The organism is Pseudoclavibacter sp. RFBB5 (genome assembly GCF_002931555.1).
GTDB lineage: Bacteria > Actinomycetota > Actinomycetes > Actinomycetales > Microbacteriaceae > Pseudoclavibacter.
Window position 1 is genome coordinate 1 of the sequence record NZ_PSTZ01000008.1, and the last position, 26734, is coordinate 26734.

A 26734-nucleotide genomic window follows, 5' to 3' on the forward strand; every position below is an offset into this window, starting at 1 on the left:
TGCTGATGTGTTCCTGCTCTCCGACACCCACGGGTTCCCCCGCGAGCTGAGCGTCGAGGAGGCGAAGCGCCAGGGCATCGAGGTCGACCCCGCCTGGGAGGCGGAGTTCCTCGCAGCGCTGGAGGAGCAGCGTGCTCGCTCGCGTGGCGCGACGAAGCTGGGCACCGCTGGCCTTCCGCACCAGGAGGCACAGGCTCAGCAGGAGTCGCAGGCCCCCAAGGACCAGGGATGATGTTCCGCTGGCGCCGGAAGTCTCGAACCTCCTCGACAAGTCAGCAGACGAAGCCGAAGAAGAAGGCCGGGCTGCCGCCCGTCATCTTCCCTGAGCTCTCCGAGGCGATCGACGACGGGCTGCTGCTCGCGCTGCGCATCGTCAGGCTCGACGTGAAGAACGCCATCATCAAGCGCACGGTCGGCGAGAAGGTGCCGTTCGCCGCAGCCGACTATCGCGAGGCCGCGAACGCGTCCCTCGACCGGGTTCTCAAGGAGCTCCGGTACTCGGCGGAGCGCGTGGCCGGTGTGCGCGACCGCGCGCGGCCTGGTCGCTCGCTGAGCGCGCACGACTACCGCCACGCAGACATCGAGACGCTGAGCTTCCGTGAGCGGGCGTCTCAGGCGGTGAGCGAGCGGATCGAGTCGGAACGCGAGGACGAGGCGTACGTGGACGGCCTCATCGAGCAGGCGCGAGCCGACGCGTGGGCCGAGATCTCCGCGCACATCGAGCATGAACTGCTCGACCCGTGGTCGAAGGGCAGTCCGCGGATGCAGCTGCCGACCTCGCCGGAGGACGACCCGGAGCGCGGTGAGCGCTTCGACGACCTCGAGAAGGAGCTGCGGAAGCTCGCTCGTGAGGCGAAGATCCAGGAGCGTCGCGACGCGAAGCAGCGCGAACGCTCCTGAGCCTCGTGCTCTGGCCCCGCGGGAGTGTCACCCCCGCGGTCGTGACCCGCACCCCGCCTACTTGGCGAGGATCGAGTAGAGGGCCTTGCGAGCGTCGTCGAGCACCTTGGTGGCTTCCTGCTGCTGCTCCTCGGTCGCGCCGAGGCGGAACTGCTGCATGACGCCCATGAACTGCATCGCGGACTCTCGCAGGCCGGTCGCCGTCTCCGACATACCGGCGACGCCGCGCCAGCCCTGCTCGAGCTCCTCGGCGTGCTCGGACACGTACGTGCGGCCAGCTTCGCTGAGCTCGAAGACCGGCTTCTTCTCGGTGCCGCCCTGCTCGATGAGCTCCTCGTCGACCAGCTGCTGCAGCGTCGGGTAGACGGAGCCGGGGCTCGGGCGCCAGACGCCGTCGGTCTTCTCGGCGATGCCCTTGATCAGGCCGTAGCCGTTCGAGGGCCCCTCGGCGAGGAGGGAGAGGATGGCGGCGCGGACGTCGCCCTTGCCAGCGCGGCGGTGGCCGCGTGGACCGAACTTGGGCCCGAAGCCGGGGCCGTGACCCGCGCCCGGCCCGAACCCGGGGCCGAAGCCTCGTCCGGGACCGAAGCCGTGCGAGAACCGTCGGACGCGCTCGTCCTGCTGGTGCTCCTGGCCGTAACCGTGACCGCGACCACCCTCGTGGGAGTGTCCCCGTTCGGTTTCGAACGGGTGGTGATTGTGAGTGAAGTGCTTGCGCATTGGATGAACCTTTCTGCCGGAGCTGCACGCTGCAGCTCCGATAGCTCGACGATATATCGGTGAATGATCGGTGTCAAGCGATATATCGGAGAATGTTCGAGAGGTGCGGGCTGAGGCCTCAGCCCCGCGCGTCCCGGCGCCTCCGAAGCTCGGGCATGACGCACTCACTGAGCAGGGGCGCAAGGTCCCGCAGGTCAGCATCCGGCCCGGGGTACGCATCCACCCAGCGCAGCTCCTCGATCTCGGCCCGCGCGTTCGGCTCACCGGTGAGCGCAGCGAGGTAGACGGTGCCGACCAGGTCGGTCGCCGCCTCGTTGGCAGCCGCGGTCGTCCACTCGCCGAGGAAGGCGACCTCGGCATCGTCGAGCACGATGCCGACCTCCTCCTCGATCTCCCGGATCGCGGCGGCCTTGGGCGACTCCCCCGGCTCGAGCTTGCCGCCGGGAAGCATGAACTTCGTCGTCCCTCGCTTGCGAACCGTGAGCACCCGCCCCTCGGAGTCTTCGAAGCAGATGGCGGCGACGGTAAGCACAGGAGCGGGCACGCACCAAGGATAGGTGCGTGCCCGCCGTCGTCGAGAGGATCTGCCGCGAGTCTGGTCCTGGAGCTGAGTCCTACTGCCCGAGCTCCCCCACCGTCACCTGGACGGTCTGCTCCTGGCCACCGCGCACGAGCACGGCCTCGACCTGCGTGCCGGGCTCGAGGGCGCGGATCTGCGCCGTCAGGTCCGTCGAGTTCGAGACTCGATGGCCACCGAAGGAGGTGATGACGTCACCGGCCTGGATGCCGGCCTGCGCCGCAGGTCCTCCCGCTGTGAGCTGGGCGACGTAGGCGCCCGCCACGCTCGAGTCGGCCGCCGTCGGGTCGCTCACGCTGGCACCAAGGAACCCGTGCGACACCGCACCGTCGGCGATGAGCTGCTCGGTCACCCGCTTGACGAGGTTCGACGGCAGCGAGAAGCCGACCCCGATGTTCCCGGCAGTCTCGCCGCCGCTGCTCGCGCCGGCGATCGCGACGTTGATGCCGATGAGGGCACCGTCCTGGTCGACGAGTGCGCCACCCGAGTTGCCCGGGTTGATGGCGGCGTCGGTCTGGATCACGGGCAGGGCGACCGAGGACGAGCCTTGCGTCGTGCTCTGCCCCTCTGGTGAGTTGGGGTCGCCGCGCCAGAAGTTGTACGGGCTGTCCTCCTGTGTGCCGTCGGACTCGACTTCCTCGGGCACCGCGGAGGAGCTGACCAGGATGCCGCGGTCGAGCGCGCTCACGACGCCCTCGGTCACGGAGTCGGAGAGTCCGAGGGGCGCGCCGATGGCGACAGCGACGTCCCCGACATTGAGCTTGTCGGAGTCGCCGAAGGTGATCGGCGTCAGAGACGTGTCCTCGACCTTGATGATCGCGAGGTCGAGCACGGGGTCTCCGGCGACGAAGGTCGCAGGCAGCAGGCGACCGTCGCTGGTCTGGACGGAGAGCTCAGCGTTGCCGGTGGCGCCGTCGATCGTCGCGACGTGGTTGTTGGTCACGATGTAGCCGGCACCGTCGATGACGACGCCCGAGCCGCTCGCGGCCGTCTGGCCGGAGGAGGCCGAGATCGTGACGACGCTCGGCGAGGCCACAGCCGCGATGCTCGTGACGAGCGTTGCATCCTGCGGGTTGTTGACCGTGATCGACTGCGAGCTCGACTGGCCCGCGGCGACCTGCGACGAGCCGAAGCCCCCGACGACCGCACCTCCGACGCCACCGCCGACGACGCCGCCGACGAGGAGACCCGCGGTGAGGAGCGCGACCGTGCCGAAACGGCGCTTTCGCGGCTGGAGGTCAGGGCCGACTGCAGGGCTGGCTGCAGGGCCGAAGCCGCTCGACGCGAAGTCTGCAGTCGGGTACTGGTGGCTCCGCGAGTCAGACGAGGCGTAGCCACCCGGAACAGACCCACCTGGAACGTACTGGCCCGGCTGATACTGGCCGGACCCCGACGAGTACTGGGGCGCGAACGAGTGCGCCTGCTGGCCGGCTGGCGCCTGAGGGGCGAAGGGCTGCTGGGGGAAGGACTCGGGGTACGACGTTGCGCCGTCCTGCGGGGAGTTCTCCGGGGTGAAGGGGGTGGACATGTGTGGTTCCTTTCGACACCACTGAGCATCCAACCCGGGGCTATGGCATTGCTATGCCGCAGCTGTGGCTCAGCTTCGACCCGCGATGGCGTGCACCCGCACACGCACCCGCACGGTCGATCCGACCGGGAGCACCGTCAGAGCAGCCGCCTTGATCCGCGTCGCGAGCCCTTCCACGATGCGCCCCTGCGGGCCCGACGAGTCGACGCGCACGCGCACCGTGATCGAGACGACACCGTCTGCAGTGCCGACATCCACGTGCAGTGATCCCAGGTGGATGCCGATGATGGGCAGCAGCTCCACAACGCCAGGGGTTCCGAGGGCCGCACCCTCGACCACCTCGGCGACGCGCTCACGGTCGATCATTCGACGCTCCTCACATCTGCGATGACGATATCGATGCCCGTGACCCGCAGCGTCGTGTCGAGTGCAAGCGCCTCCGCGATCGCATCCCGCACCTCGTCGGCGAGCGGATGCAGCGGGCGCAGCCCGAGCACCGTCACCGAGACGGTGACGTGCACCGGCGCTCCCGGCGTGGTCACGTCGCCGTCCAGCACGCACCGTCCGATCAGCACGCCGTCGATGGCGTCGCCAGTCCGGCGGATGAGCTCGCGGATGACCCCCTCGCTCTGCGAGAACTCGAACTCGGGTTCCGGCGAGGCGAGCGGGATCTCGCGGCCCGCGCGTGCATCCATCGCGATGCCGCGCAGCATGGACTGCAGCCAGGCGCTGCTCGGTGCGGGCGTGGCCGCGGACTCCGCCTCGATGAGGTCATGGGACGCCCTCGTGACGCGCTCGAGTGCCGCGAGCGCCCGCTCGCACTCAGGGTCTTCCTCGATGTCGGCGTTGTACGGCAGACGACCGGCGTCCAGATACTCCGAGAGCTGCGTCAGGGTGTACCCCGCGGCGCCGATGGTCGGCTCGACTTCTTCGCTCATGCCCATTCCTCCATGCCCCGCAGCAGCGCGATCCGGGCCCGAGAGAGGGCCCCACGCACCGTCGATGTGTTCGTGTCGAGCTGTTCGGCGATCTCCGCGTACGTGAACCCGGCGGTCTCCTTGAGGATCCAGCACTGGCGCTGCAGCTCGGGGAGGCCCGCGAGCACCCGGGACGCCGAATCGAGCTTCGCGTTCAGCTCGAGCTGCGCGAGCGGACCGAGCTCCGGGGCCTCCGGGGCGTCCACGTCGTCGATGTCCTGCTCGAACTTCCGCCTCCTGAGGCGATCGGTCGCCTTGCGTGCCGCGATCTGCACGAGCCACGCGCGCACTGCATCCGGGTCGCGGAGGAGGTCGAGGCGCTTCCAGGCGACGATGCAGGCGTCCTGCACAGCGTCCTCGGCGTCAGCGCGCGACGACAGCAGCCTGATGGCGGTCGCGATCATGAGTCCCCAATGCCGGCGGATGAGCACCTCGAACGCACGCTCGTCACCGTCTCTGGCACGGGCGACGAGCAGCGCATCCGGCGCATCTGCGAGGTCAGGCACGCTTCCTCCTTCGCGACATTCGGAACTGGCTGGTCCTGCCGGGCAACCCTAGGGCATGCAGACCCGGCACTCCCTGCCAATGAGCGGGGTCACCACCACGTGGGGATCGACGCAACTTCTCACCCGGCAATCGCCATCGTGTTTCCGGCAGGTAAACTCCACACGCGCGCGGGTGCCCGCGCGCGGAGAGAACACACTGGGGGAACACCTTGAGCTTTTTCCAAAGCCTGATGCGAACGAAGAGCATCGAGGCCTCACTCGCGGACTCGCACTCCGAGGAACGGTCGCTCAAGCGGTCCCTCGGCGTGTGGGACCTCGCCATCATGGGCGTCGCCGTCGCCGTCGGCGCCGGCATCTTCTCCGTCGGAGCGAAGGCGGCCGCCAACAACGCCGGCCCGTCCATCACCCTCGGATTCCTGCTCGCCGCCGTGACCTGCGGCCTCGCGATCATGGCCTACGCGGAGTTCGCCTCGTCCGTGCCCGTGGCCGGTTCCGCCTACACCTTCACCTACGCGACGCTCGGCGAGCTCCTGGCCTGGATCATCGGCTGGGACCTCATCCTCGAGATGCTGTCAGCCTCCGCCGTCATCGCGAGCTACTGGGGCGTCTACCTGCAGGAGGTCGTCAACATCTGGGGCTGGGACATCCCGCCCAAGCTCAGCATCTTCGGCCTGTTCGAGCTGAACTGGGCCGCCTTCTTCATCGTGGCCGTCCTCACGACGCTGCTCGTGCTCGGCACGAAGCTCTCATCACGCGTCAGCGCGGTCCTGACGATCCTCAAGGTCCTGACCGTTCTGTTCGTCATCGTCGTCGGCGCGTTCTTCGTGAAGGCCAGCAACTACACGCCGTTCATCCCGCCGTCGCAGCCTGCGGCCGAGTCGGGCACGGATGCCTGGCACCAGTCGCTCTTCTCGTTCATGTCCGGCGCTGAGCCGAGCATGTACGGCGTCTTCGGGCTCCTCGCCGGCGCATCCATCGTCTTCTTCGCGTTCATCGGGTTCGACGTCGTCGCGACAAGCGCGGAGGAAGTCAAGAACCCGAAGAAGAACCTGCCCCGCGGCATCTTCCTCGGCCTCGGCATCGTGACGGTGCTCTACCTCTCGGTGAGCCTCGTCATCACCGGCATGGTCTCCTACAAGGACCTCGCGGCCGCCGAGACCCCGTCGCTGGCGACCGCGTTTGTCCTCGTCGGCGCCGACTGGGCGGCGCAGATCATCTCCATCAGCATCCTGCTCGGCTTCACGACCGTCATCCTCGTGCTGCTCATGGGCCTCGCCCGCGTGCTGTTCTCCATGAGCCGCGACGGCCTGCTGCCGCGTTCGTGGAGCATCACGAGCGAGAAGCGCAAGACCCCCATCCGTCTGCAGATCGGCGTCGGCATCGCCGTCGCGCTTCTCGCCGGCCTCACGAACGTCGACTGGCTCGAGGAGATGATCAACATCGGCACGCTCTCCGCGTTCGTGCTGGTGAGCCTGTCCATCCTCGTGCTCCGCAAGAAGTACCCGAACCGCGAGCTCGCCTACCGCATGCCGTGGTCGCCGTTCCTGCCGATCCTGTCGGCCGTGCTCTGCTTCTGGCTCATGCTCAACCTGTCGACGCTCACCTGGCTCCGCTTCGCCATCTGGCTGGCCATCGGCCTCGCCATCTACTTCCTCTACAGCCGCCGCAACTCGCGGCTTGGCAAGGAGCGCGCCTCCTACACCGAGATCCTCGGCGCCGAGCTCAAGTAGTCCAGCGACGAGATACCTCGAAGGGTCGTCATCCGCACAGGATGGCGACCCTTCGGGGTATCTGGCGCACCACGCGACGGCGCGGCGGCGCCGGGCCTAGAGCTGTGAGACTTCCCTGCGGTGCGGCACGATCGGCGGCTGGACGCCACCGAGCTGCTCGATGATGCGCACCACCTGGGTCGAGTAGCCGAACTCGTTGTCGTACCAGACGTAGAGCACGAGGTTCTTGCCCTCGGCGATCGTCGCGAGGCCATCCACGATGCCGGCGCGCGTCGTGCCGACGAAGTCGGTGGAGACGACCTCGCTCGACTCGATGTAGTCGATCTGCTGGCGGAGCACCGAGCTGAGCGACACCTGGCGCAGGAAGTCGTTGACCTCGCCGCGGGTCGTCGGGCGCTCGAGCGTGAGGTTGAGCACGGCCATCGAGACGTCGGGCGTGGGAACGCGGATGGCGTTGCCCGTGAGCTTGCCCTCGAAGTGCGGCAGCGCCTTCGCGACGGCCTTCGCCGCACCGGTCTCGGTGATCACCATGTTGAGTCCGGCGGCCCGACCACGACGGTCGCCCTTGTGGAAGTTGTCGATGAGGTTCTGGTCGTTGGTGAACGAGTGCACCGTCTCGACGTGACCGTGCACGACCCCGTAGCGCTCGTCGATCACCTTGAGCACCGGCGTAATGGCGTTGGTCGTGCACGACGCGGCCGACAGGATGCGGTCGTCGTCGGTGATGCCGGCGTTGTTGATGCCGTAGACGATGTTCTTCAGCTGCCCCTTGCCGGGCGCCGTGAGCAGCACTCGACGTACTCCGGGGCTCTGCAGGTGCTGCGCGAGACCGTCGGCGTCGCGCCAGCGTCCCGTGTTGTCGACCACGATCGCGTCGCGGATGCCGTACGACTCGTAGTCGACGGTCGCGGGGTCGTTCGAGTAGATGACCTGGATGACCGTGCCGTTGGCCTGGATCGTCGAAGCGGCCTGGTCGACTGAGATGGAGCCGGCGAACGCGCCGTGCACCGAGTCGCGGCGCAGCAGGCTCGCACGCTTCTCGAGGTCGTTGTCGCTCCCCTTGCGGACGACGATGGCGCGCAGGCGCAGCCCCCGTCCCGTGCCGGCGTGCGAGATGATGATGCGCGCCAGGAGGCGGCCGATGCGGCCGAAGCCGTAGAGCACGACGTCGGCGCCCGAGTCCGGAGAGCCGGTGCCGATGACTTCGAGGAGCTGGTTCGCGAGGAACGTGTCGAGGTCCTCACCCTGTGCCGCGAAGCGCGTCGCCAGCTCGCCGAGGTCGATGGAGGCGGTGCCGAGATCGAACTCCTGCAGCCGCTCGAGGATCGGCAGCGTCGCGTCCAGCGACAGCTCGACGTCGTTGATGCGGCGGGCGAAGCGGTGCGCCTTGATGATGTCGATCGCGGAGAGGTTGATGAGGCGGTGACCGTAGATGGAGGTCACGACGTTCCGCGTGCGGTACAGGTTCCCGATGAGCGGGATCATCCGCTCGGCGATGCCGACTTTCTCCAGCCACTCGTGCTGCGTCTGCTCGGACTTTTCCATCATTGAATGGGACCCCTCAACGTCGAAAGTTCTCGCCTGAACGCCAGGCACAGACAAAATCCTACGGTTCTGCGTCCTACACCAGGCCCGAATCGGCGGCATGGAGCGCCGAGGTATTCACGATGAGAGAAATTCTGGCGTTTTTGACAGACAGGATCTGCCACACGAAAGGGGCCAGCCCCGCCGACCCGACCGGGTCGAACTGGACTGGCCCCATCGAGCTCGAGGGCCCGATCAGCTGCGCTTGGCCCGCTTCTCGCGAACACGCATGTTCGTGATGATGGGCGACCCCTCGAAGCCGTACACCTCGCGCAGGCGACGCTGGATGAAGCGACGGTAACCCGGGTCGAGGAAGCCGGTCGTGAAGAGCACGAATGTCGGCGGGCGCGTCTGCGCCTGCGTGCCGAACAGGATGCGCGGCTGCTTTCCGCCTCGGAGCGGGTGCGGGAACTCCGCCGTGAGCTCGGCCAGGAACGCGTTGAACTTGCCGGTCGGGATGCGCGTGTCCCACGAGTCGAGGGCGAGCTCGAGGGCTGGCACGAGCTTCTCGAGGTGGCGCCCCGTCTTCGCGGAGATGTTGACGCGCGGCGCCCAGGCGACGTGGGCGAGGTCCCGCTCGACCTCACGTTCGAGCTGCCAGCGGCGTTCGTCGTCGAGCATGTCCCACTTGTTGAACGCGAGCACCAGCGCGCGGCCGGACTCGAGGACGAGGTCGATGATGCGCAGATCCTGCACGTTGACGGCCTCGGTCACGTCGAGGACCACGACGGCGACCTCGGCCTTCTCAAGAGCTGCCGTCGTTCGCAGCGAGGCGTAGAAGTCGGCGCCCTGCTGCAGGTGCACGCGGCGGCGGATGCCGGCCGTGTCGACGAAGCGCCAGATCTTGCCACCCAGCTCGACCTGCTCGTCGACGGGGTCGCGCGTCGTGCCAGCGAGCGAGTTGACGACGACGCGCTCCTCGCCTGCTGCCTTGTTGAGGAGGCTTGACTTGCCGACGTTCGGGCGTCCCAGGATGGCGACGCGGCGGGGTCCGCCGATCTCCTCCTTCGCGACCTTCGAGACCTCGGGGAGGATCTCGATGACCTTGTCGAGGAGGTCCGCGACACCGCGGCCGTGCACGGCGGAGACCGGCCACGGCTCACCGAGGCCGAGGCTCCACAGCTGCGCTGCGTTCGGCTCCTGCACGGCGTCGTCGACCTTGTTCGCGACCAGGATGACGGGCCGGTCGGTGCGGCGGAGCAGCTTCACGACGTGCTCATCGGTCGCGGTCGGGCCGACGTTCGCGTCGACGACGAACAGGACCGCGTCAGCGAGCTCGACGGCGATCTCGGCCTGCTGAGCGACGGAGAGGTCGATGCCCTTGGCGTCCGGCTCCCACCCGCCGGTGTCGACGATCGTGTACCAGCGGTTGTTCCACTCGGCCTTGTACGAGACGCGGTCGCGCGTGACACCGGGGGTGTCCTCGACGACTGCCTCGCGGCGGCCGATGATGCGGTTGACCAGTGCGCTCTTGCCCACGTTCGGGCGTCCTACGACTGCGAGCACGGGGAGCGCGGGCAGGTAGGTGATGGCGTCGCCGTCCTCGGAGGCGCCGAGCAGCACCTCGAGGTCGTCTTCCTCGAGCTCGTAGTCGTCGAGGCTCTGGCGCAGCGCCTGGGTGCGCTTCTCCACGACCGTGTCGTCGAGCTCCTCGAGGCGCGCGACGAGCTCTTCGCCGCCTGCTGGGTCGAACTCCTCGGGGGCGTCGGTCGCCTCGTCGTTCCGTCCTTGGTCGTCAGTCATCGTGACTCCTTCGTGTTGTCGTGTCTGACAGCGCTTGGGGCGGCTGCCAGCGACGGTGCTGTCGTCTGGTGCGGACCTGGTGTCGCCGAGGCGACGATCCGCAGGAATTCCTCGACCGACTGCTCGAAGTCGAGCCTTGTCGTGTCGAGCACCGTGACGCCGTCGGCGGCTTCGGTGAAGTTGGTGACCTTGGCGTCGCGGGCGTCGCGCGCTGACACGGACTCCGCAACGGCGGCGACGGTCTCGCCGACCTTCTCGCCCGCCCTGCGCGCGATGCGCACGGCCTCGTCGGCGGTCATGAGGATGCGCGCAGGGGCATCCGCGGCCACGACCGTCGTGATGTCCCGACCCTCGGCGATGATGCCTGGGCTCGTGGTGCCGGCCATGGTGCTCCGGAAGAGCGCCGTGAGGGCCTCGCGGGCAGCAGGCACGCGGGAGACCCGCCAGACCTCGCCGGAGATGGCGGTGTCGCGGATGAGCTCCGTGACGTCGCTCTCGCCGACGCGAACCCAGCGTTCGTCCGGGCTCTCCGAGATGCGGTACCGGTCGATGAAGCTCGGGAGCAGTGCCGCGACGGCGTCGACGTCGTCGAGGTCGCATCCGCTGTCGATCGCGAACCAGGTGAGCGCGCGGTAGGCGGCACCTGTGTCGAGGTAGCCGAAGCCGAGGCGTCGCGCGCTCTCACGGCAGACGCTCGACTTGCCGGAGCCTGCCGGCCCGTCGACGGCGACGACGACGGGCGTGCCAGCGGCGAGGGCGTCGTGGCTGATCGGGGTGGTCTCGGTCATGCGGCGATCCTCCATCCGCGCTGTTCGAGCTCGTCGACGAGCTTCGCGGTTGCCGACGGGACGACGGAGATGATGACGAGGCCGACGTTGGAGGCCTGCGCGTGCTCCATGCGGAAGTCCTCGACGTTGACCTGGGCGTCGCCCACGTCGCCCATGAGCTTCGCGAGCTGGCCTGGCTTGTCGTCGATCATGACCGTGACGGAGTCGAACTCACGCCTCGACGAGCCGTGCTTGCCTGGCAGCCGCGCGACGCCGGCGTTGCCGGTCGCGAGCTGCTCGGCGATGATGCGGCCCGAGCCGCGTTCGTGGCTGTGCTCGAGTGCGCTGGCGACCTTGTCGAGGTCTGCCTGCAGCTTGCGGAGCACAGCAGCGGTCGGGGCGGCGTTCGCGGTGAGGATCTGCGTCCACAGCACGGGGTCGCTGGATGCGATGCGAGTGAGGTCCCGCAGGCCTTGGCCCGCGAGCGCCGTGGCCCCGTCCTCGTCGTCGACGAGACGCGAGGCGAGCAGCGTGGAGACGAGCTGGGGAACGTGCGAGACGAGCGCGACGGCCCGGTCGTGATCATCCGCGGTCATGGTGACGGGGGTCGCGCCGACGTCGAGGGCGAGCCCCTCGATCTCCTGCAGCGCGAAGACGCTGGTCTGCTCGTGGTGCGCGATGACCCAGGGGCGGCCGACGAAGAGGTCTGCACGGCCCGAGAGCGGCCCGCCCGTCTCGCGCCCGGCCATGGGGTGCGACCCGAGGTAGCGGCTGATGTCGGCGCGTCGGGCGACGAGCTCTGCGAGCGGCGCCGACTTCACGCTCGCGACGTCGGTCACGATGGCGTCGGGCCAGCGTTCGAGTTCCGCGGCCACGACCTGGCCGGTCACGTCAGGGGGCACGCAGACGACGACGATCCGCGGCGCTTCTCCCCCGGCGGCGTCAGCGGCCAGGGTCCCCGCCCCGTAGTCGACGGCGAGCTGGAGCACCGAAGGTGAGATGTCGTCGAGCTGGACGTCGACGCCGAGCCTGCGCAGGGCGTGCCCGACGCTGGTGCCGAGCAGCCCGGCACCGACCACCCGTACCGGGGAGTTGGTTCGAGTTGGCGTCATCGACGACCTTTCGATCTGGTGGGCGGCGCCTGCCGCGGGCCGCGGCCCTGCTTGGGCTCGCGGGCCGGCTCTGCCGCCTGGGTGAGGGAGCCGCCGTCGCGCTGCTCCCCGGCTCGCCGGGCGAGCTTCAGGATGCGGCCGAGTTCCAGTGTAGTGAACTCGCGCATCTGGCCTTCGCGGAGTGTGCCGAGGTTCAGCGGGCCGAAGCTGCGGCGGACGAGCGCGGTGACGGGGTGGCCGACCTCCTCGAGCATGCGACGCACGATCCGGTTGCGGCCGGAATGCAGCACGATCTCGACAAGCGAGGCGGTGCGGCTGGGCTGGTCGGCGAGGAGCCTCGCGCTGTCGGCTTTGATGAAGCCGTCCTCGAGCTCGAAGCCCTGGCGGAGGCGCTGCAGGGCCTTCGCGGAGACCCGCCCGTCGACGCGTGCGATGTACGTCTTCTCGACACCGAAGGACGGGTGCGCGAGCACGTGCGCGAGCTCACCGTCGTTGGTGAGGATGAGCAGGCCGCTCGTGTCGACGTCGAGCCTGCCGACGTTGTAGACCCGCTCGCTGAACTCCCTCGTGAACTCGCGGAGGTCGGGGCGTCCCTGCTCATCGCGCATTGTGGAGACGACGCCGGTCGGCTTGTTGAGCACGACGTAGCGCTTGCTCGGGTCCAGCTGGATGGGCGTGCCGTCGACGGCGACCTCGTCGCGGTCCGGGAAGATGCGGCTGCCGAGCTCGGTCACGACGACGCCGTTGACCTCGATACGACCCTGCGTGATGTACTGCTCGCACACGCGACGCGAGGCGACGCCGGCCGCGGCGAGGGCCTTCTGCAGGCGCACGCCGTCGCTCCGCTCCGGCGCCGGTTCGGCTTCACGCCCCGCGAGCGGGATGTCGTCGAAGTCGTCCATCGAGTAGCCGCCTTCGGGGCGAGCCTGCGCCGCCTGGCGGAGTGCCGCTGCCTCGTCGGCGGTGCGGTCGGTGTCGCCGCGGCGCGATCCGCGCCCTCGCTGGTCACTCATGGAATCCGTCCTGTCCTTCGTCGAGCAGAGGTGAGATCTTGGGCAGCTCGTCGAGCGAGTTGAGTCCCAGATGCACCAGAAGCGTCTGAGTCGTGACGTAGCGAATGGCCCCGGTCACGTCGTCGTGGCCGTCTTCTGCGATGAGGCCACGTGCTACCAGAGTACGCACCACCGAGTCGACGTTCACGGCGCGCACCTGCGCCACCTGCGAACGCGTGATCGGCTGGCGGTACGCGATGACGGCCAGCGTCTCGAGCGCGGCCTGCGAGAGCTTCGACGGCTGACGCGTGAGCACGAAGTCGGCGACGATGTCGTCGAGGTTCTCGCGCACGTAGAGCCGCCATCCTCCACCCACTTCGCGCAGCTCGAAGCCGCGCTCGGGACCAGCGAGGTCACCGTTGTAGTCGGCGACCAGACGGCCGATGGAGGCGCGCACATCGGGGACGGGGCGGCTGACGGCCCCGGCGATGGCCACGAGCGACAGCGGCTCGTCGGCGACGAAGAGGATCGCCTCGACGGCTCGGTCGAGGTCGATGCTCGGCTGGTGAGCTTCTTCGGCCGCGCGGTCGAGCTGCCGCGAATCAGTCATCGTCGTCTCCGAGGCTCGAGAGCTGCGCGGCGTCCCAGTCGTCGGCATCCCAGGTCACCGTCAGCTCGCCGAGGGGCGTCTCCTGCTCGAAGCTGAGCGCTGCACGCCGGTAGAGCTCGAGGAGGGCGAGGAAGCGAGCGATGACGACACCCCGCGCGTCGGCGTCGGCGACGAGCTCGCGGAACGTCCGCGGCTCACCATCCTGCAGCAGGGCGACGAGGATCCGGGCCTGCTCGCGGATGCTCACCTTGGGCGCGTGCAGGTGGGTGAGGCCGACGGTCGGGATCTCGCGCGGTGCGAGCGCGAGGGTCGCGAGCGCCGCGAAGTCGGCGGCTGAGAGCGTCCAGACGAGATCCGGGATGCGCTCCCTGAACTTCGGCTCGAGCGGCACGGCGCGGGTCGTGCGCTGCCCCTCGACGCCGAGCGCGGCCGCGAACCAGGTGGAGACCTCTTTGAAGGCCTTGTACTGCAGGAGACGGGCGAAGAGCAGGTCCCTCGCCTCCAGGATCGCCACGTCCTCCGCATCCACATACTCGCCCTGCGGCAGCAGGCTGACGATCTTCATGTCGAGGAGGGTTGCGGCGACGACGATGAACTCGCTCGCGCGGTCGAGCTCTTCCGGCGTCGACAGATCGTTGAGGTACCCGATGAACTCACTCGTGACGCGGCTCAGCGACACTTCGGTGATGTCCATCTCGTGCTTCGAGATGAGGGTGAGGAGCAGATCGAACGGGCCCTCGAAGTTGCTCAGCGACACCCGGAAGTCGGGGTCGGACGCGCCTTCGAGGTCGGGCGCGGCGGAGGCGCCGACCCGCGGTGCTGAGGTTCCCCGGGTGGTCAGGGCGCTAGGCGACGGCGCCACGTTCGATCAACTCGCGCGCGAGCTGGTGGTACGCCTTCGACGCGGTGTGCTCTGGAGCGAATCGGACGATGGGCACTCCGGCGACGGATGCGTCGGGGAACTTCACCGTGCGGCCGATGACCGTGTCGAAGACCCGGTCGCCGAACGCCTCGTACACGCGGTCGAGCACCTCGCGCGAGTGCAGCGTGCGGCCGTCGTACATCGTGGGGAGGATGCCGTCGAGCTCGAGCGACGGGTTCAGCCGGTCGCGGACCTTGTCGACGGTCTCGACGAGCAGCGCGACACCGCGGAGCGCGAAGTACTCGCATTCGAGCGGGATGACGACGCCGTGGCTCGCCGTGAGCGCGTTGACGGTGAGGAGGCCCAGTGACGGCTGGCAGTCGACGATGATGACGTCGTACTCGCTCGACACCTTGCGGAGCACGCTCGCGAGGATCTGCTCGCGAGCGACCTCGGTGACGAGGTGCACCTCCGCGGCGGAGAGGTCGATGTTGGCGGGCATCACGTCGAGGCCAGGGAACGCGGTGGCCTGGATGACGTCGTGCGGGTCCTTGACCGTGCCGATCAGCAGATCGTAGACGGTCGGCACGTCGTACGTGCGGATTCCGAGGCCGGCGCTCAGCGCACCCTGGGGGTCGAAGTCGACGGCCAGCACCCGGCGACCGTAGAGGGCGAGGGATGCGCCGAGGTTGATGCTCGTCGTGGTCTTCCCGACGCCACCCTTCTGGTTGCACATCGAGATGATGCGCGCGGGGCCGTGGCTCTCCAGCTCTTCCGGCACCTCGAAGTGGTTGTAGAGTCGCGTCGACACCGCGCTTGCGCTGCGGGGCGTGGATTCGATCGTCTCTTCGCTCATGACCTCTGCATCCTATCCCCGCCTCAGCCTCCGCCGAGGGTGGCGCGCGGATGGCTCGTCGCGTACACGTCGCGCAGGGTGTCGGCGGTCACGAGCGTGTAGATCTGCGTCGTCGACACCGAGGCGTGGCCAAGCAGCTCCTGGACGACTCGCACGTCAGCACCGCCCTCGAGCAGGTGGGTCGCGAAGGAGTGCCGCAGGGTGTGCGGGGAGACTCGACCCGCGAGGTCGGCTCGCGTCGCGATGGCGTCCAGCAGGTTGAACGCGCTCTGCCGAGACAGCCGCGCTCCTCGTGTGCCGAGGAACAGCGCGGGAGTCGCACTCCCCCGCGTCGAGAGCTCACGCCGCGCCCGCACGAGGTAGCGGTCGAGCGCCCGCTGGGCGAAGCTGCCGACCGGCACGATGCGCTGCTTGTTGCCCTTGCCTCGCACCCGCAGGATGCCGGGCTCGATCAGATCATCGACGTTGAGGTCGACGAGTTCGGAGATGCGGGCGCCGCTCGCGTAGAGGAGCTCGACGAGCGCGGTGTCGCGCATCGCCTCGAGCGTCTCGCCGTCAGCCGCCTGCAGGAGCCGTTCGACCTCGGCGACCGAGAGCGCCTTCGGGAGCCGTGACGGGAGCTTCGGGGCACGCGTGCGTGTCGTGGCGTCCACATCCAGCACGCCTTCGTCGAGCAGGAACCGGTGGAAGCCGCGGACCGACGACAGGGCCCTCGAGACGGAGGACGCAGCCAGGCCCTCGCCTTCGCGGAGGTGCGCGAGGAACGCGGACACGTCGTCGGCGGTCACCGCACCGATCGGCCCACGGTTGGTGCCCTCGAGCCATTCGAGGTACTTGCCGAGGTCGCGCCGGTAGGCGCCGAGGCTGTTGCTCGACAGACCACGCTCGATGGTCAGGTGTCGGAGGTAGGTGTCGAGCAGTGCCGTGTCCGTCTTCGCATCGCCCGGATGTGCAGCCACGGCGCGTCGACTACTCTGGGCGGCCCGGCGACCGGGTTGGCCACTCCGCGCCGGCAGGGCGCAGCGTCGACCAGCCGCGCTCCTTCGCGAGGTGGAGCGCCATGATGCCGGAGATGACGAACGGGTTCTGCACCGAGCCTGCGAGGACGGCGTCGAGCGCCTCCGGCAGCGCCACCCAGCGCTGCTCCAGCTCCGCTTCCTCGCCGGTGCGGGCGAAGGCCTCTGGCGTCGAGGAGACCGCGCGCGCGAGGTACACGCGCACGTTCTCGCTGCTCCCGCCTGGCGAGGTGTACTGGTCGAGGAGCACGTCCCAGCGGTCGGCGACGAGGTCCACCTCTTCAGCGAGTTCGCGCTTCGCCGCGTCGAGCGGGTCCTCGCCTGGCGCGTCGAGAAGCCCTGCGGGCAGCTCCCAGTCGCGCCGCCCGACGGGGTGACGGTACTGGCGGATGAAGAGGATGCGGTCGGCGTCGTCGAGCACGAGCACCGCGACGGCGCCCGTGTGGGCCATGAACTCCCGGGTCAGCTCCTCGTCACCGAAGCGGAACCGCTCCCGGACGATATCCCAGACGGCGCCGCGGAACACGACGCTCGATTCGAGCACCGTGTCCTCGGCGACCTGGTCGGCGAAGGGACCCGCTCCGGCGGCGTCGGTCACTGCTGGACCTGGTCCACGTCCTGCACGTTCTCCTCGACGTCGACGAGGCGTCCCGAGCGCTGACGCTCGAGGCCGGCGGCGACGAGGCCGGAGAAGAGCGGGTGCGCGCTGTTCGGGCGCGACTTCAGCTCGGGGTGCGCCTGCGTCGCCACGTAGAACGGGTGCACCTCGCGCGGCAGCTCCACGTACTCGACGAGCGTGCCGTCCGGGGAGAGCCCAGAGAAGTGGAGCCCCGCATCCGCGATCTGCTCGCGGTACGCGTTGTTCACCTCGTAGCGGTGGCGGTGGCGCTCCTCGACGAGCGTCGAGCCGTAGAGCTCCGCGATGATGGACCCCTCGTCGAGGGCCGCCGGGTAGGACCCGAGGCGCATGGTCCCGCCCATGTCGCCGGTCTCGATGATGTCGACCTGCTCGGCCATCGTCGCGATGACGGGGTTGGGCGTCTCCGGGTCGAACTCGGAGGAGCTCGCGTCGGTGATGCCGACGACGTTGCGTGCGTACTCGATGACCATGCACTGCATGCCGAGGCACAGGCCGAGCGTGGGGATTGCGTTGTCACGCGCGAAGCGCAGCGCGCCGAGCTTGCCCTCGATGCCGCGGATGCCGAAGCCGCCTGGCACGCAGATCGCGTCGACGTCGCTGAGCTGTGCTGCCGCGCCGTCGTGCGTCTCGCACTCGTCGGACGGGATCCAGCGCAGCTTCACGCGGGTCTGGTTCGCGAAGCCGCCGGCTCGCAGCGCCTCGGTGACCGACAGGTAGGCGTCTGGCAGATCGATGTACTTGCCGACGAGCCCGACCGTGATCTGGTGCTTCGGCTGGTGCACGACCTCGAGCAGGCGCTCCCAGGCGCTCCACTCGATGGGCTCGGCCGGGAGCTTGAGCTGCTCGATGATGTACTCGTCGAGGCCCTGCTCGCGCAGCACGCGCGGGATGTCGTAGATCGAGGGCAGGTCGATGGTGTTGACGACCGCACGCTCGGGCACGTCGCACATGAGCGCGATCTTGCGCTTGTTGCTCTCCGTCACCGGGCGGTCGCTGCGGAGCACGAGGGCGTCCGGCTGGATGCCGGCGGAGCGCAGCGCGGCGACCGAGTGCTGGGTGGGCTTCGTCTTCTGCTCCCCGGATGCGCCCATGAACGGCACGAGCGAGACATGCACGAAGAAGACGTTGTCGCGGCCGAGCTCGTGGCGCAGCTGGCGCGCGGACTCGATGAACGGCTGCGACTCGATGTCGCCGATGGTGCCGCCGACCTCGGTGATGATGACGTCGGGGCGAGGCTCCTCGCTGGCCTGCAGGCGCATGCGGCGCTTGATCTCGTCGGTGATGTGCGGGATGACCTGCACGGTGTCGCCGAGGTACTCGCCGCGTCGCTCCTTGGCGATGACGCTCGAGTAGATCTGTCCCGTCGTGACGTTCGCTGACTGGGCGAGGTCGACGTCGAGGAAGCGCTCGTAGTGCCCGATGTCGAGGTCGGTCTCAGCGCCGTCGTTGGTGACGAACACCTCACCGTGCTGGAACGGGTTCATCGTTCCCGGGTCGACGTTCAGGTACGGGTCGAGCTTCTGCATGACGACTCGCAGGCCTCGGGCCCTGAGCAGATTGCCCAGGCTGGCGGCGGTCAAGCCCTTGCCGAGCGAGGAGACGACGCCCCCGGTCACATAGATCTGCTTGACAACGGCCTGGTCGTTTCCCGCAACTGGGATATCTGCGCTAGTCACGGAATTCCATCTTAGACGACGGACCGCGATCCGTCTGCGCCTGCGTCGTGTCCGACGCTCCCCGGCGCTGCTCGATTCGCCGCCGCGAGCTCCAGCAGCTCCTCGGCGTGGGCGTTTCCCGTCTCGCTGTCGGAAAGTCCGGACAGGAGCCGGGCGATCTCCTGCGTGCGGTCCGCCCCGCTGATCCGGCGGATGCTCGACGTGGTGAACTGCCCGTCGCTCGACTTCTCGATGCTGATGTGGTTGTCCGAGAACGCCGCGACCTGTGCCAGGTGGGTGACGACGATGACCTGCGCGTTCGCGGAGAGCCGCTGCAGGCGGCGCCCGATCTCGATGGCGGCGGAGCCTCCGACGCCGGCGTCGACCTCGTCGAAGACGAGCGTCGGCACCGAGCTCACATCGGCGAGCACCACTTCCAGGGCCAGCATGACTCGGGAGAGCTCGCCGCCAGATGCCCCCTTGCCCAGGGGTGTGGGCTCCGTTCCCGGGTGCGGGCGGAGCATGAACGCGACACGGTCGCCTCCGTGCGCGGCGATCTCGTCGAGCGACGAGATCTCGACCGTCAGCTGCGCCGCAGGCATCGCGAGCGCGTGCAGCTCCTTCGTGACCCGTCCTTCGAGCACCGAGGCGGTCGCCGTCCGGAGTTCGGTGAGCCGCGAGGCCGCCGCTGCGAGTGTCTCCTCGGCCTCGGCGATCTGCGTCTCCAGCTCCTGGATGCGCGTGGAGTCGTTCTCGAGCTCGAGCAGCTGCATGCCGGCCTGCGAGCCGAGCTCGATGACGTCGTCGAGGGTCGGCCCGTACGTGCGCGTCAGGCTCGTGAGCAGCGTCAGGCGGTCGTTGAGCTGAGCCAGCTCGCCGCTCCCCTCCGCCTCGAGCCCGTCGAGGTAGCCCGCGAGGCGGAGCCCGAGCTCGTCGATCGCGAACGAGATGTCTGCCGCGGCCTGTCCCAGCTCACCCAGCGCGGGGTCGCTCGACGTCGCGCTGTCGATCAGGGATCGCACCTGGGAGAGGAGCTCGGTCGAACTCCCGCCACCCTCGCCGCCGAACCCTGCGGAGCTGTCCCCCGCCAGCAGCTCGTGCGCCTGGCCGACGTCGCGGCGCAGGGCTTCCAGGTTCGAGAGACGCTCGATGCGCGCCAGAAGCGTCACGTCCTCCCCCGGCTGGGGCTCGGCTGGCTCGATGTCGGCCAGGGCGCGGCGCAGGCGGGCAGCTTCGAGCTCACGCTCGGCCTCGGCGTCGCTCAGCGTCTGCAGCTCCGAGCGGAGCTCGCCGCGGCGGATGTGCGCGTCGCGGACCGCGGAACGCGCGGTGCGCAGCTCAGCGCCGCCGAACGCATCCAGCGCCGCTCGCTGCGCGCCCTCGCTGCGCAGCCGCCACTGGTCGCTCTGCCCGTGCACGACCACGAGCCGCTCGCCGAGGTCGGCGAGGATCGACGCGGGGACACCGCGCCCGCCGAGCCAGGCCCGGCTCCGGCCTTCAGCGCTCACCTGGCGGGCCACGAGGAGCTCGTCGTTCTCGTCGAGCTCGGCGCCCGCGTCTGCGGCGAGCCTCGCCGCGGGGCTGTCAGAGTCCAGCTGCCAGCGCCCCTCGACGACGGCCTTGCTGGCTCCGGAGCGGACGGCGTCGGCAGACGCGCGTCCGCCGCGCAGCAGACCGAGGGCGGTCACGATCATGGTCTTGCCCGCGCCGGTCTCACCCGTGATCGCGGTGAAACCGGGCCCCAGGGGAAGCTCGGCTCGCTCGATGACGCCGAGGCCGGAGATATCGATGTCAAGAATCATGCGCGTGCGGGTCCTCGCCATCCTGAGGTCGGGAGTTGGAACTTCTCGACAAGTCGCTTGCTGAACGGCGCGCTGTGCAGACGCGCGAGACGGATCGGGGCGCCGCCCCTCGTCGCCGTCACGCGGGAGCCCGCGGTCAGGTCGTACGTGCGTCGCCCGTCGCACCACAGCACGCCGGGCGTGCCGGTTCTGGGCACGATCTCCACGGCGAGGGTGGAGCTCGGCCCCACCACGATCGGTCTCGCGAAGAGCGCGTGCGCGCTGATGGGCACGAGCAGAAGGGCCTCGACGGTCGGCCAGACGATAGGCCCGCCAGCCGAGAACGAGTAGGCGGTGGAGCCGGTCGGCGTGGAGAAGATGGCACCGTCGGCGCCGAAGCTCAGCAGCGGCTGACCGTCGACCTCCAGGACGAGCTCGAGCATCCGCTCCCTGCTGGCCTTCTCGATCGTCGCCTCATTGAGGGCCCACGTCTCGTAGACGGTCTCGCCGCCGAGCGTGACGCGGACGTCGAGGGTCATGCGCTCCTCGACCTGGTAGTCGCGGTCGAGGGCGCGGCCTACCGCATCCGCCAGCGAGTCTCGCTCGCTCTCCGCGAGGAACCCGACGTGGCCGAGGTTGACGCCGAGGATGGGCACTCCTGCCTCGCGCACGATCTCAGCGGCGCGGAGGATCGTGCCGTCGCCTCCGAGGACGATCGCGATCTCCACCTCGTGTGCCGCGAGCTCCTCCCCGAGCGAGATCGTCGTCCTGGGCACCCGGTTGCGATCGAGGCGCACCAGCTCACGGTAGGTCGCAGGCTCCAGCACGGGCGTGACTCCCGCATCGTCGAGCAGCTGCAGCACGGTCATGGCCGCCTCTATGGCGTCCTCCCGGGCAACGTGGCTGACGACGAGGATGCGCCGCTTCGGGAACTCCGTCATCGATCTCCCTCCAGGTCCTCCGCTTCGACGATGGCTCGTCGCAGAGTGACGAGTCTGTCAGCATCGGCTGGACTCGCGCCTGTCGACGTGCGGAGAACCGCAACGAATTCTGCGTTGCCGTGGGTGCCGACGATCGGCGACGGGCGCAGCGAGACGAGTTCGAGCCCGCAACTCGCCGCCTCGACGAGCACCCGCTCGAGTGCGGGCGCGACCAGTTTCCGGTCGTGGACGATGCCGCCCTTCACGCCGGTTCGGCCAACCTCGAACTGCGGCTTGATGAGCAGCACCGCGTCCGTGAGACCGGGCGCCATCGCCAGGATGGGGGCGATCACCTTCGTCAGCGAGATGAACGAGAGATCGCCGACGACCAAGTCGAGGTCGCCAGAGCGCACGGGAGCATCAGCGGCCTCGAGCAGCTCGTCGAGCTGCTCAGCATCGGTGAAGCGCGCGTTGACGCCCTCGAGGTTCGTCACACGGGGATCTTCGCGCAGGGCGGGCGCGAGCTGGTCGTGACCGACATCCAGGGCCACCACGTGCCTGGCACCGCGCGCGAGCAGCACCTGCGTGAATCCGCCGGTCGAGGCTCCCACGTCGAGCGCTGCCCGCCCAGCCGGATCGAGGGTCGGGACGGCGTCGAGTCCGGCGACGAGCTTGTGCGCGGCGCGGGAGACGAAGTCGTCTCCCCCGGCGACGGCCAGCGCATCGCCAGGCGCGACTCGCACCCCGGTCTTGGTCGAGATGACGCCGTTGACCGACACGAGGCCGGACTCGATGAGTCGCGCCGCCGCCGTCCGACTGCGCGCGAGACCGCGGCGCGTCAGCTCGGTGTCGAGCCGCTGGAGGGCTTCGCTTTCGGCGCTCTGAGATCGCGAGTTCATGACTGGTCTCCATCGATGAGCTGGACCGGGGTGCTCTCGAGGAGCTGACCGAGCTGCTGATGCACTCGCGAGAACTCGGCTGCCCGCTCAGAGACTGGCAGGGCGCCGATCCGCTCGAGCTCGAGCGTCAGTTCGTTTTCGGGCTCGACGACGTGGTCGCCGCCCGTGCGACCTGCTCCCTCGTGGCCCTCACCCGCGTGTTCGATGCTCACGAGGCGAGCTCCGAGTACAGCACCTCCGGCACGCGGAGCGCGTAGATCAGCTTCTCCGAGGCTGCGATCGCCGCGCAGCCCGCGCGCAGCAGGTTGATGGGCGAGGATCCGGCGCGGTCGACGATGACGTCGATGCCGCGCACCGTGACCTGCGCGTCGCCGACCCTCGCGACGGCGTGCTCGGCCTGTGGACGCTCGGCGATGACCTTCGGGTACGGCTGCGAGAGCTCCCGCAGGTCGCTCAGGATGAAATCGGGGCGCTGGCCGGGAGGTGCCGCGATGAGCTGCTTCGGGCGGTCAACGCCCGTGAGCACGAACGCCGAGGTCATGCCGGCGTTGTCCGCGCCCTTGATGTCGGTGTCGAGGCGGTCACCGATGAACAGCGCCTTCTTCGCGTCGAAGCGACGCACCGCCTCGTCGAAGATCGCCTTCTCGGGCTTGCCCGCCACGAGGGGCAGCTTCTGCACCGCTGTGTGCACTGCGGAGACCAGCGTGCCGTTCCCGGGCGCGATCCCGCGGGCGACGGGGATCGTCCAGTCCTGGTTCGTCGCGACCCACGGGATGTCGCGGGCGAGCGCAAACGAGGCCTCGGCGAGGTGCTCCCAGCCGACGTGGGGCGCGAAGCCCTGGATCACGGCGTCCGGTCCGTCGTCGGCGGACCGCGTCACGCGGAAGCCGCCCTTCCCGAGCTCGTCGACGAGCCCATCGCCGCCGACCACGAGGATCAGCGCGCCAGGGGCGACCTTCGTGGAGAGCAGCCGGACCGCAGCCTGCGGGCTCGTGACGACATCCTCAGCGGTGAGCGACAGCCCGAGGTCGCGCAGGTGCTGAGCAACCTGCTCGTCAGTGCGTGATGCGTTGTTCGTGATGTAGCCGGAGCGGATGCCGGCGGGCGCGAGCGCGTTCAGGCTCTCGACCGCGTGCGGCACCGGATTCGGGCCGCGGTAGACGACACCATCGAGATCGGCCAGCACAACGTCCACGCCGTCGAGGGGCGCTGGTCCGGTTCCGGTGCTCTTCTTGAACAATGCCATCGGGATCTCTCGTCTCTCTGAGCGTGCCACCGTGCGGTGCCGGGCCGGCGCTCGTACTCGTCATGGGTTGTGCTCGTGGCGCGACGATCGCTGAGTGCGTGGTGGCGTGACGCAGTCGCGCCGGGGACGCAGGAGCGGGACGGCAGAGTGCATCCGCCGCCCCGCATCCGGTCACAGGTCGAAGAGCGGCTCGGGCTCGTCGCCCTTGCGCTTTCCTTCGTTGTCGTCGTTCTCGTCGTCAGCCTCGGCGTCGGAAGCTGCCTCAGGCTCGGAGGCCGCAGCCGCGGCCTCCGGCTGCGTCGGCTCTACGCCGGCTTTCTCGGCTGCTTCCTCTTCGAGGGCAGCGGGAACGACGTCGAGCTGGACTTCGAGGACGGCAGGTGCGTCCGCCTCGTCTTCCAGCTCTTCGAGCTCCTCAGCGGCGGCGACGATCTCGTCTGCCTCCTCCTGGACCTCGGCGACCTCGTCGGCGGCTTCGGCCTCGGCCACGATGTCCTCCGCCTCGGCCTCCACGTCATCGGCTGCCTCGGCTTCAGCGACGATCTCGTCTGCCTCCGCCTCGACCTCGGCGACCATTGCGTCGTCGAGCACAGCGGCGGCTCCGTCCACAGGTTCAGCGTCGCTCGTCGAGCTGGCCTCTGTGGTCAGCTCGTCGCCGGCGGCGAGCAGCTCGTCGACTTCAGCTTCGAGATCGTCGTCGTCGCTTGAGTAGGGCGCGTCGGTGGCCTCAGCCGCGGTGGCCTCAGCCGCGTCTTCGCCGTCGATGCTGTCCGCGGCGTCGGTCGATTCGGTGTCCGAGTCAGTGTCTTCGGTGAGGGCAGCCTCGCCGTCGATCTCGTCGATCTCGTCCTCCTCGTCGTCCTCATCCTCGAGCGGTGGGAACTCGCCCTCGGTGATGACCTCGATCGTCTCGTGCTCGTCGTGCTTGACGGCGTCGAGCGCGTCCTGGGCACGGGTCGCGAGCGCAGTCCAACGCTCGGCCTCCGACTGGCGGCCGAGCTCTTCGAGCACGGTCGCGTAGGCGCCGAAGAGCGCCGGGCTGTACGAGTAGGCGCGCTTGGGGTCGAGCTGCGGGATCTCGAGCTCGGCGAGCGCAAGATCGGGTGAGCCCTGGTCGAGGCGTGCGCCCGACATGGCGATGGCAACCTGGACGAGTTCCGCTGGACCGAGGCCCGTGCGGTCGGCGGCGCGGCCCAGCTCGAGGGCTCGGTCGGGGCGACCGAGCCCACGCTCGCTGTCGATCATGAGCGCCAGCTGGTCTTCCTTGCCGCTGATGCGTCGGTAGGTGCGCAGCTCTCGCAGCGCGAGGGCGTAGTCGCCGATCGTGTAGGCCGTGATCGCGAGCGTCTCGCGGACCATGGCGATTCGACCGCCGCGACGGGCCGCGGAGACGGCGTGCTGGTGCGCCAGCTCCGGGTCGGTGTCGATGAGCACGGAGGCCATGACGAGGTGCCTCGCCACGAACTCCTGGTTCGTCGCCTCGAGCGTCTTGAGCTCGTTGCGGGCGCCCTTCGGCAGGTCCGATTCGCTGACCTCATCGGGCACGATGGGGTCGATGTGCTCCGCGCGGACCGGGCGCAGCTCGCGTGCAAGCAGCTCCTCTTCTGTCAGCTCCGGGCGTTCCGGCGCGGGACCACCGCGTCCGCCGAAACCGCCTCGGCGGTCCTGCCCACGGTCGTCACGTCCGCCGCGGCTGTCGTTGCGGGGGCCGGACGAGCGGCGTTCCCCGTCGCGGGGCGGGTACGACTTGCGCTCGCCATCCCGGGGCGGGTAGCTCTTCCGCGCGCCGTCGCGAGGCGGGTACGACTTCCGCTCGCCATCCCGGGGAGCGTACGACTTCCGCTCACCGTCACGGGGCGGGTAGGACTTGCGCTCGCCACGGTTGTCACCGCGGTCATCACTCGAGTTGTACGGACGACGCTCACCGTCCCGGGGAGCGTAGGACTTCCGCTCGCCATCGCGGGGCGGGTAGGACTTCCGCTCGCCACGGTTGTCACCGCGGTCATCACGCGATCCGAACGAACGACGCTCACCATCGCGAGGCGGGTACGACTTCCGCTCGCCATCGCGGGGCGGGTACGACTTCCGCTCGCCACGGTTGTCACCGCGGTCATCACGCGAGTTGTACGGACGACGCTCACCGTCCCGGGGCGGGTACGACTTCCGCTCACCGTCCCGGGGCGGGTACGACTTCCGCTCACCGTCCCGGGGAGCGTACGACTTCCGCTCACCGTCGCGGGGCGGGTAGGACTTGCGCTCACCGCGGTTGTCACCGCGGTCATCACGCGATCCGAAGGAACGACGCTCGCCATCGCGGGGCGGGTACGACTTCCGCTCGCCACGGTTGTCACCGCGGTCATCACGCGAGTTATACGGACGACGCTCACCGTCCCGGGGAGCGTACGACTTCCGCTCGCCATCGCGAGGCGGGTAGGACTTGCGCTCACCGTCCCGGGGAGCGTACGACTTCCGCTCACCGTCGCGAGGAGCGTACGACTTCCGCTCACCGTCGCGAGGAGCGTACGACTTCCGCTCACCGTCGCGAGGAGCGTACGACTTCCGCTCACCGTCGCGAGGCGGGTAGGACTTGCGCTCGCCACGGTTGTCACCGCGGTCATCACGCGAGTTGTACGGACGACGCTCGCCATCGCGGGGCGGGTAGCTCTTGCGCTCGCCGCCTCGTCCGCTGGCATCCCGTCGGCCATCCTGGCCGCCGCGTTCGTTGCGGTTGCCCGCTCCACGATCGTTGTTTGAGCTTCGCCGCTCGTTGTCGTTTGCGTCCATGAATAGCTCCTCGGGATGCGCTGTCGAATTGTTGTTGTACTCGTTTGGATGCGCCTCACCTTGGACGCTTGCGTCGCCACCAAGCCTACGCCAACGCGGTTCCGAGCTTCAGGGTCCCTGACTCGTGCGTCTGCTGCTGCCCGAGTGGTCGTAAAGGCGGCGCGTAGTACTTGATGGCAAATGAAAAAAGCCGGGGTTGGTGGGCGAGGAGCATCTCTGCTCACTCACCCACCAACCCCGGCTCATGAAGAAGTCCGGCGGTGACCTACTCTCCCACAGGGTCCCCCCTGCAGTACCATCGGCGCTGAGAGTCTTAGCTTCCGGGTTCG

26 protein-coding genes and 1 rRNA gene are annotated in these 26734 nt (G+C 69.0%); 3 read left to right on the plus strand and 24 right to left on the minus strand.

Annotated features, from left to right (window positions below; translation table 11 throughout):
• Together C5B97_RS13770 and C5B97_RS13775 are read left to right on the plus strand one after the other, a co-directional pair.
• Window positions 1-232, plus strand: a 232-nt coding sequence (locus C5B97_RS13770) for a hypothetical protein (RefSeq protein ID WP_219819817.1), incomplete at its 5' end; no start/stop codon positions are given.
• On the plus strand, window positions 229-900 hold the full coding sequence (locus C5B97_RS13775) for a hypothetical protein (protein ID WP_146079098.1): 672 nt from the start codon (window positions 229-231) through the stop codon (window positions 898-900). The genes C5B97_RS13770 and C5B97_RS13775, both read left to right, overlap by 4 nt.
• A 57-nt stretch (window positions 901-957) precedes the next feature.
• On the opposite strand, the gene C5B97_RS13780 is transcribed toward C5B97_RS13775, so the two are convergent.
• The 6 genes from C5B97_RS13780 to C5B97_RS13805 all read right to left on the minus strand — a co-directional run bounded on the left by C5B97_RS13780 (window position 958) and on the right by C5B97_RS13805 (window position 5208).
• The gene (locus C5B97_RS13780; RefSeq protein ID WP_104252554.1) at window positions 958-1620 is read right to left on the minus strand and encodes a PadR family transcriptional regulator; all 663 of its coding nucleotides are present in this window, start codon (window positions 1618-1620) and stop codon (window positions 958-960) included.
• A 118-nt stretch (window positions 1621-1738) separates the two neighbouring features.
• Entirely contained in the window at window positions 1739-2164 is a 426-nt protein-coding gene (locus C5B97_RS13785) for an NUDIX domain-containing protein (RefSeq protein ID WP_104312635.1), read from the minus strand.
• Between the two features lie 70 nt (window positions 2165-2234).
• Entirely contained in the window at window positions 2235-3725 is a 1491-nt protein-coding gene (locus C5B97_RS13790; RefSeq protein ID WP_104312636.1) for a S1C family serine protease, read from the minus strand.
• A 69-nt stretch (window positions 3726-3794) separates the two neighbouring features.
• On the minus strand, window positions 3795-4091 hold the full coding sequence (locus tag C5B97_RS13795; protein WP_104252551.1) for a hypothetical protein: 297 nt from the start codon (window positions 4089-4091) through the stop codon (window positions 3795-3797).
• A complete protein-coding gene (locus C5B97_RS13800; RefSeq protein WP_104312637.1) occupies window positions 4088-4663 on the minus strand; it encodes a hypothetical protein in 576 nt (191 codons plus the stop codon). The genes C5B97_RS13795 and C5B97_RS13800 overlap by 4 nt, the downstream gene beginning before the upstream one ends.
• Window positions 4660-5208: an RNA polymerase sigma factor gene (locus C5B97_RS13805; RefSeq protein WP_104252549.1), complete on the minus strand. Its 549-nt coding sequence runs from the start codon at window positions 5206-5208 to the stop codon at window positions 4660-4662. Before C5B97_RS13805 ends, C5B97_RS13800 begins: the two co-directional genes overlap by 4 nt.
• Before the next feature lie 230 nt (window positions 5209-5438).
• On the opposite strand from C5B97_RS13805, the gene C5B97_RS13810 reads away from it, so the two are divergent.
• Window positions 5439-6938, plus strand: coding sequence for an APC family permease (locus C5B97_RS13810; protein WP_104312638.1), 1500 nt, complete (start codon window positions 5439-5441; stop codon window positions 6936-6938).
• A gap of 96 nt (window positions 6939-7034) precedes the next feature.
• Here C5B97_RS13810 and C5B97_RS13815 read toward each other — a convergent pair whose 3' ends face one another.
• From C5B97_RS13815 to rrf, 18 genes are all read right to left on the minus strand, one after another.
• Complete coding sequence (locus C5B97_RS13815) at window positions 7035-8486, minus strand: glyceraldehyde-3-phosphate dehydrogenase (RefSeq protein ID WP_104312639.1); 1452 nt, start codon at window positions 8484-8486, stop codon at window positions 7035-7037.
• 231 nt (window positions 8487-8717) lie between these two features.
• A complete protein-coding gene (gene der / locus C5B97_RS13820) occupies window positions 8718-10265 on the minus strand; it encodes a ribosome biogenesis GTPase Der (RefSeq protein ID WP_104312640.1) in 1548 nt (515 codons plus the stop codon).
• On the minus strand, window positions 10262-11053 hold the full coding sequence (locus tag C5B97_RS13825; RefSeq protein ID WP_104312650.1) for a d(CMP) kinase: 792 nt from the start codon (window positions 11051-11053) through the stop codon (window positions 10262-10264). The genes der and C5B97_RS13825 overlap by 4 nt, the downstream gene beginning before the upstream one ends.
• Complete coding sequence (locus tag C5B97_RS13830; protein ID WP_104312641.1) at window positions 11050-12144, minus strand: prephenate dehydrogenase; 1095 nt, start codon at window positions 12142-12144, stop codon at window positions 11050-11052. The genes C5B97_RS13825 and C5B97_RS13830 overlap by 4 nt, the downstream gene beginning before the upstream one ends.
• On the minus strand, window positions 12141-13046 hold the full coding sequence (locus tag C5B97_RS13835; protein ID WP_104312651.1) for a pseudouridine synthase: 906 nt from the start codon (window positions 13044-13046) through the stop codon (window positions 12141-12143). The genes C5B97_RS13830 and C5B97_RS13835 overlap by 4 nt, the downstream gene beginning before the upstream one ends.
• Window positions 13047-13149: 103 nt before the next feature.
• On the minus strand, window positions 13150-13746 hold the full coding sequence (gene scpB, locus C5B97_RS13840) for an SMC-Scp complex subunit ScpB (protein WP_104312642.1): 597 nt from the start codon (window positions 13744-13746) through the stop codon (window positions 13150-13152).
• Entirely contained in the window at window positions 13739-14503 is a 765-nt protein-coding gene (locus C5B97_RS13845; protein ID WP_258068279.1) for a ScpA family protein, read from the minus strand. The genes scpB and C5B97_RS13845 overlap by 8 nt, the downstream gene beginning before the upstream one ends.
• Window positions 14504-14591: 88 nt before the next feature.
• On the minus strand, window positions 14592-15464 hold the full coding sequence (locus C5B97_RS13850; protein ID WP_104312643.1) for a ParA family protein: 873 nt from the start codon (window positions 15462-15464) through the stop codon (window positions 14592-14594).
• A gap of 23 nt (window positions 15465-15487) precedes the next feature.
• A complete protein-coding gene (gene xerD, locus C5B97_RS13855; RefSeq protein ID WP_104312644.1) occupies window positions 15488-16423 on the minus strand; it encodes a site-specific tyrosine recombinase XerD in 936 nt (311 codons plus the stop codon).
• A gap of 10 nt (window positions 16424-16433) precedes the next feature.
• Complete coding sequence (locus C5B97_RS13860) at window positions 16434-17078, minus strand: NUDIX hydrolase (protein WP_104312645.1); 645 nt, start codon at window positions 17076-17078, stop codon at window positions 16434-16436.
• Complete coding sequence (locus C5B97_RS13865) at window positions 17075-18796, minus strand: CTP synthase (protein ID WP_244295986.1); 1722 nt, start codon at window positions 18794-18796, stop codon at window positions 17075-17077. The genes C5B97_RS13860 and C5B97_RS13865 overlap by 4 nt, the downstream gene beginning before the upstream one ends.
• Before the next feature lie 11 nt (window positions 18797-18807).
• Complete coding sequence (gene recN, locus C5B97_RS13870) at window positions 18808-20577, minus strand: DNA repair protein RecN (protein WP_104312653.1); 1770 nt, start codon at window positions 20575-20577, stop codon at window positions 18808-18810.
• Window positions 20574-21497 carry an NAD kinase gene (locus tag C5B97_RS13875; protein ID WP_104312646.1) on the minus strand — a complete coding sequence of 308 codons (924 nt, stop codon included), beginning with the start codon at window positions 21495-21497 and terminating at the stop codon, window positions 20574-20576. Before C5B97_RS13875 ends, recN begins: the two co-directional genes overlap by 4 nt.
• Window positions 21494-22375, minus strand: a complete 882-nt coding sequence (locus tag C5B97_RS13880) for a TlyA family RNA methyltransferase (protein ID WP_104312647.1) — start codon at window positions 22373-22375, stop codon at window positions 21494-21496. The genes C5B97_RS13875 and C5B97_RS13880 overlap by 4 nt, the downstream gene beginning before the upstream one ends.
• The gene (locus C5B97_RS13885; protein WP_104312648.1) at window positions 22372-22587 is read right to left on the minus strand and encodes a hypothetical protein; all 216 of its coding nucleotides are present in this window, start codon (window positions 22585-22587) and stop codon (window positions 22372-22374) included. Before C5B97_RS13885 ends, C5B97_RS13880 begins: the two co-directional genes overlap by 4 nt.
• On the minus strand, window positions 22584-23621 hold the full coding sequence (locus C5B97_RS13890; protein ID WP_104312649.1) for an HAD-IIA family hydrolase: 1038 nt from the start codon (window positions 23619-23621) through the stop codon (window positions 22584-22586). The genes C5B97_RS13885 and C5B97_RS13890 overlap by 4 nt, the downstream gene beginning before the upstream one ends.
• Before the next feature lie 171 nt (window positions 23622-23792).
• Window positions 23793-26405, minus strand: a complete 2613-nt coding sequence (locus C5B97_RS18000; protein WP_181027021.1) for a primosomal protein — start codon at window positions 26403-26405, stop codon at window positions 23793-23795.
• 252 nt (window positions 26406-26657) lie between these two features.
• Window positions 26658-26734 (minus strand): 5S ribosomal RNA (gene rrf, locus C5B97_RS13905); the annotation flags it as partial.

Excerpts from the sequence above, each read along its gene's own strand:
- C5B97_RS13795 (WP_104252551.1), bottom strand. The coding sequence starts at position 4,091 with ATGATCGACCGTGAGCGCGTCGCCGAGGTGGTCGAGGGTGCGGCCCTC.
- C5B97_RS13875 (WP_104312646.1), bottom strand. The coding sequence starts at position 21,497 with ATGACGGAGTTCCCGAAGCGGCGCATCCTCGTCGTCAGCCACGTTGCC.
- C5B97_RS13880 (WP_104312647.1), bottom strand. The coding sequence starts at position 22,375 with ATGAACTCGCGATCTCAGAGCGCCGAAAGCGAAGCCCTCCAGCGGCTC.
- C5B97_RS13815 (WP_104312639.1), bottom strand. The coding sequence starts at position 8,486 with ATGATGGAAAAGTCCGAGCAGACGCAGCACGAGTGGCTGGAGAAAGTC.
- C5B97_RS13790 (WP_104312636.1), bottom strand. The coding sequence starts at position 3,725 with ATGTCCACCCCCTTCACCCCGGAGAACTCCCCGCAGGACGGCGCAACG.
- C5B97_RS13825 (WP_104312650.1), bottom strand. The coding sequence starts at position 11,053 with ATGACCGAGACCACCCCGATCAGCCACGACGCCCTCGCCGCTGGCACG.
- C5B97_RS13890 (WP_104312649.1), bottom strand. The coding sequence starts at position 23,621 with ATGGCATTGTTCAAGAAGAGCACCGGAACCGGACCAGCGCCCCTCGAC.
- C5B97_RS18000 (WP_181027021.1), bottom strand. The coding sequence starts at position 26,405 with ATGGACGCAAACGACAACGAGCGGCGAAGCTCAAACAACGATCGTGGA.
- C5B97_RS13835 (WP_104312651.1), bottom strand. The coding sequence starts at position 13,046 with ATGGACGACTTCGACGACATCCCGCTCGCGGGGCGTGAAGCCGAACCG.
- scpB (WP_104312642.1), bottom strand. The coding sequence starts at position 13,746 with ATGACTGATTCGCGGCAGCTCGACCGCGCGGCCGAAGAAGCTCACCAG.
- C5B97_RS13850 (WP_104312643.1), bottom strand. The coding sequence starts at position 15,464 with ATGAGCGAAGAGACGATCGAATCCACGCCCCGCAGCGCAAGCGCGGTG.
- C5B97_RS13775 (WP_146079098.1), top strand. The coding sequence starts at position 229 with ATGATGTTCCGCTGGCGCCGGAAGTCTCGAACCTCCTCGACAAGTCAG.
- C5B97_RS13800 (WP_104312637.1), bottom strand. The coding sequence starts at position 4,663 with ATGAGCGAAGAAGTCGAGCCGACCATCGGCGCCGCGGGGTACACCCTG.
- recN (WP_104312653.1), bottom strand. The coding sequence starts at position 20,577 with ATGATTCTTGACATCGATATCTCCGGCCTCGGCGTCATCGAGCGAGCC.
- C5B97_RS13830 (WP_104312641.1), bottom strand. The coding sequence starts at position 12,144 with ATGACGCCAACTCGAACCAACTCCCCGGTACGGGTGGTCGGTGCCGGG.
- der (WP_104312640.1), bottom strand. The coding sequence starts at position 10,265 with ATGACTGACGACCAAGGACGGAACGACGAGGCGACCGACGCCCCCGAG.
- C5B97_RS13810 (WP_104312638.1), top strand. The coding sequence starts at position 5,439 with ATGCGAACGAAGAGCATCGAGGCCTCACTCGCGGACTCGCACTCCGAG.
- C5B97_RS13780 (WP_104252554.1), bottom strand. The coding sequence starts at position 1,620 with ATGCGCAAGCACTTCACTCACAATCACCACCCGTTCGAAACCGAACGG.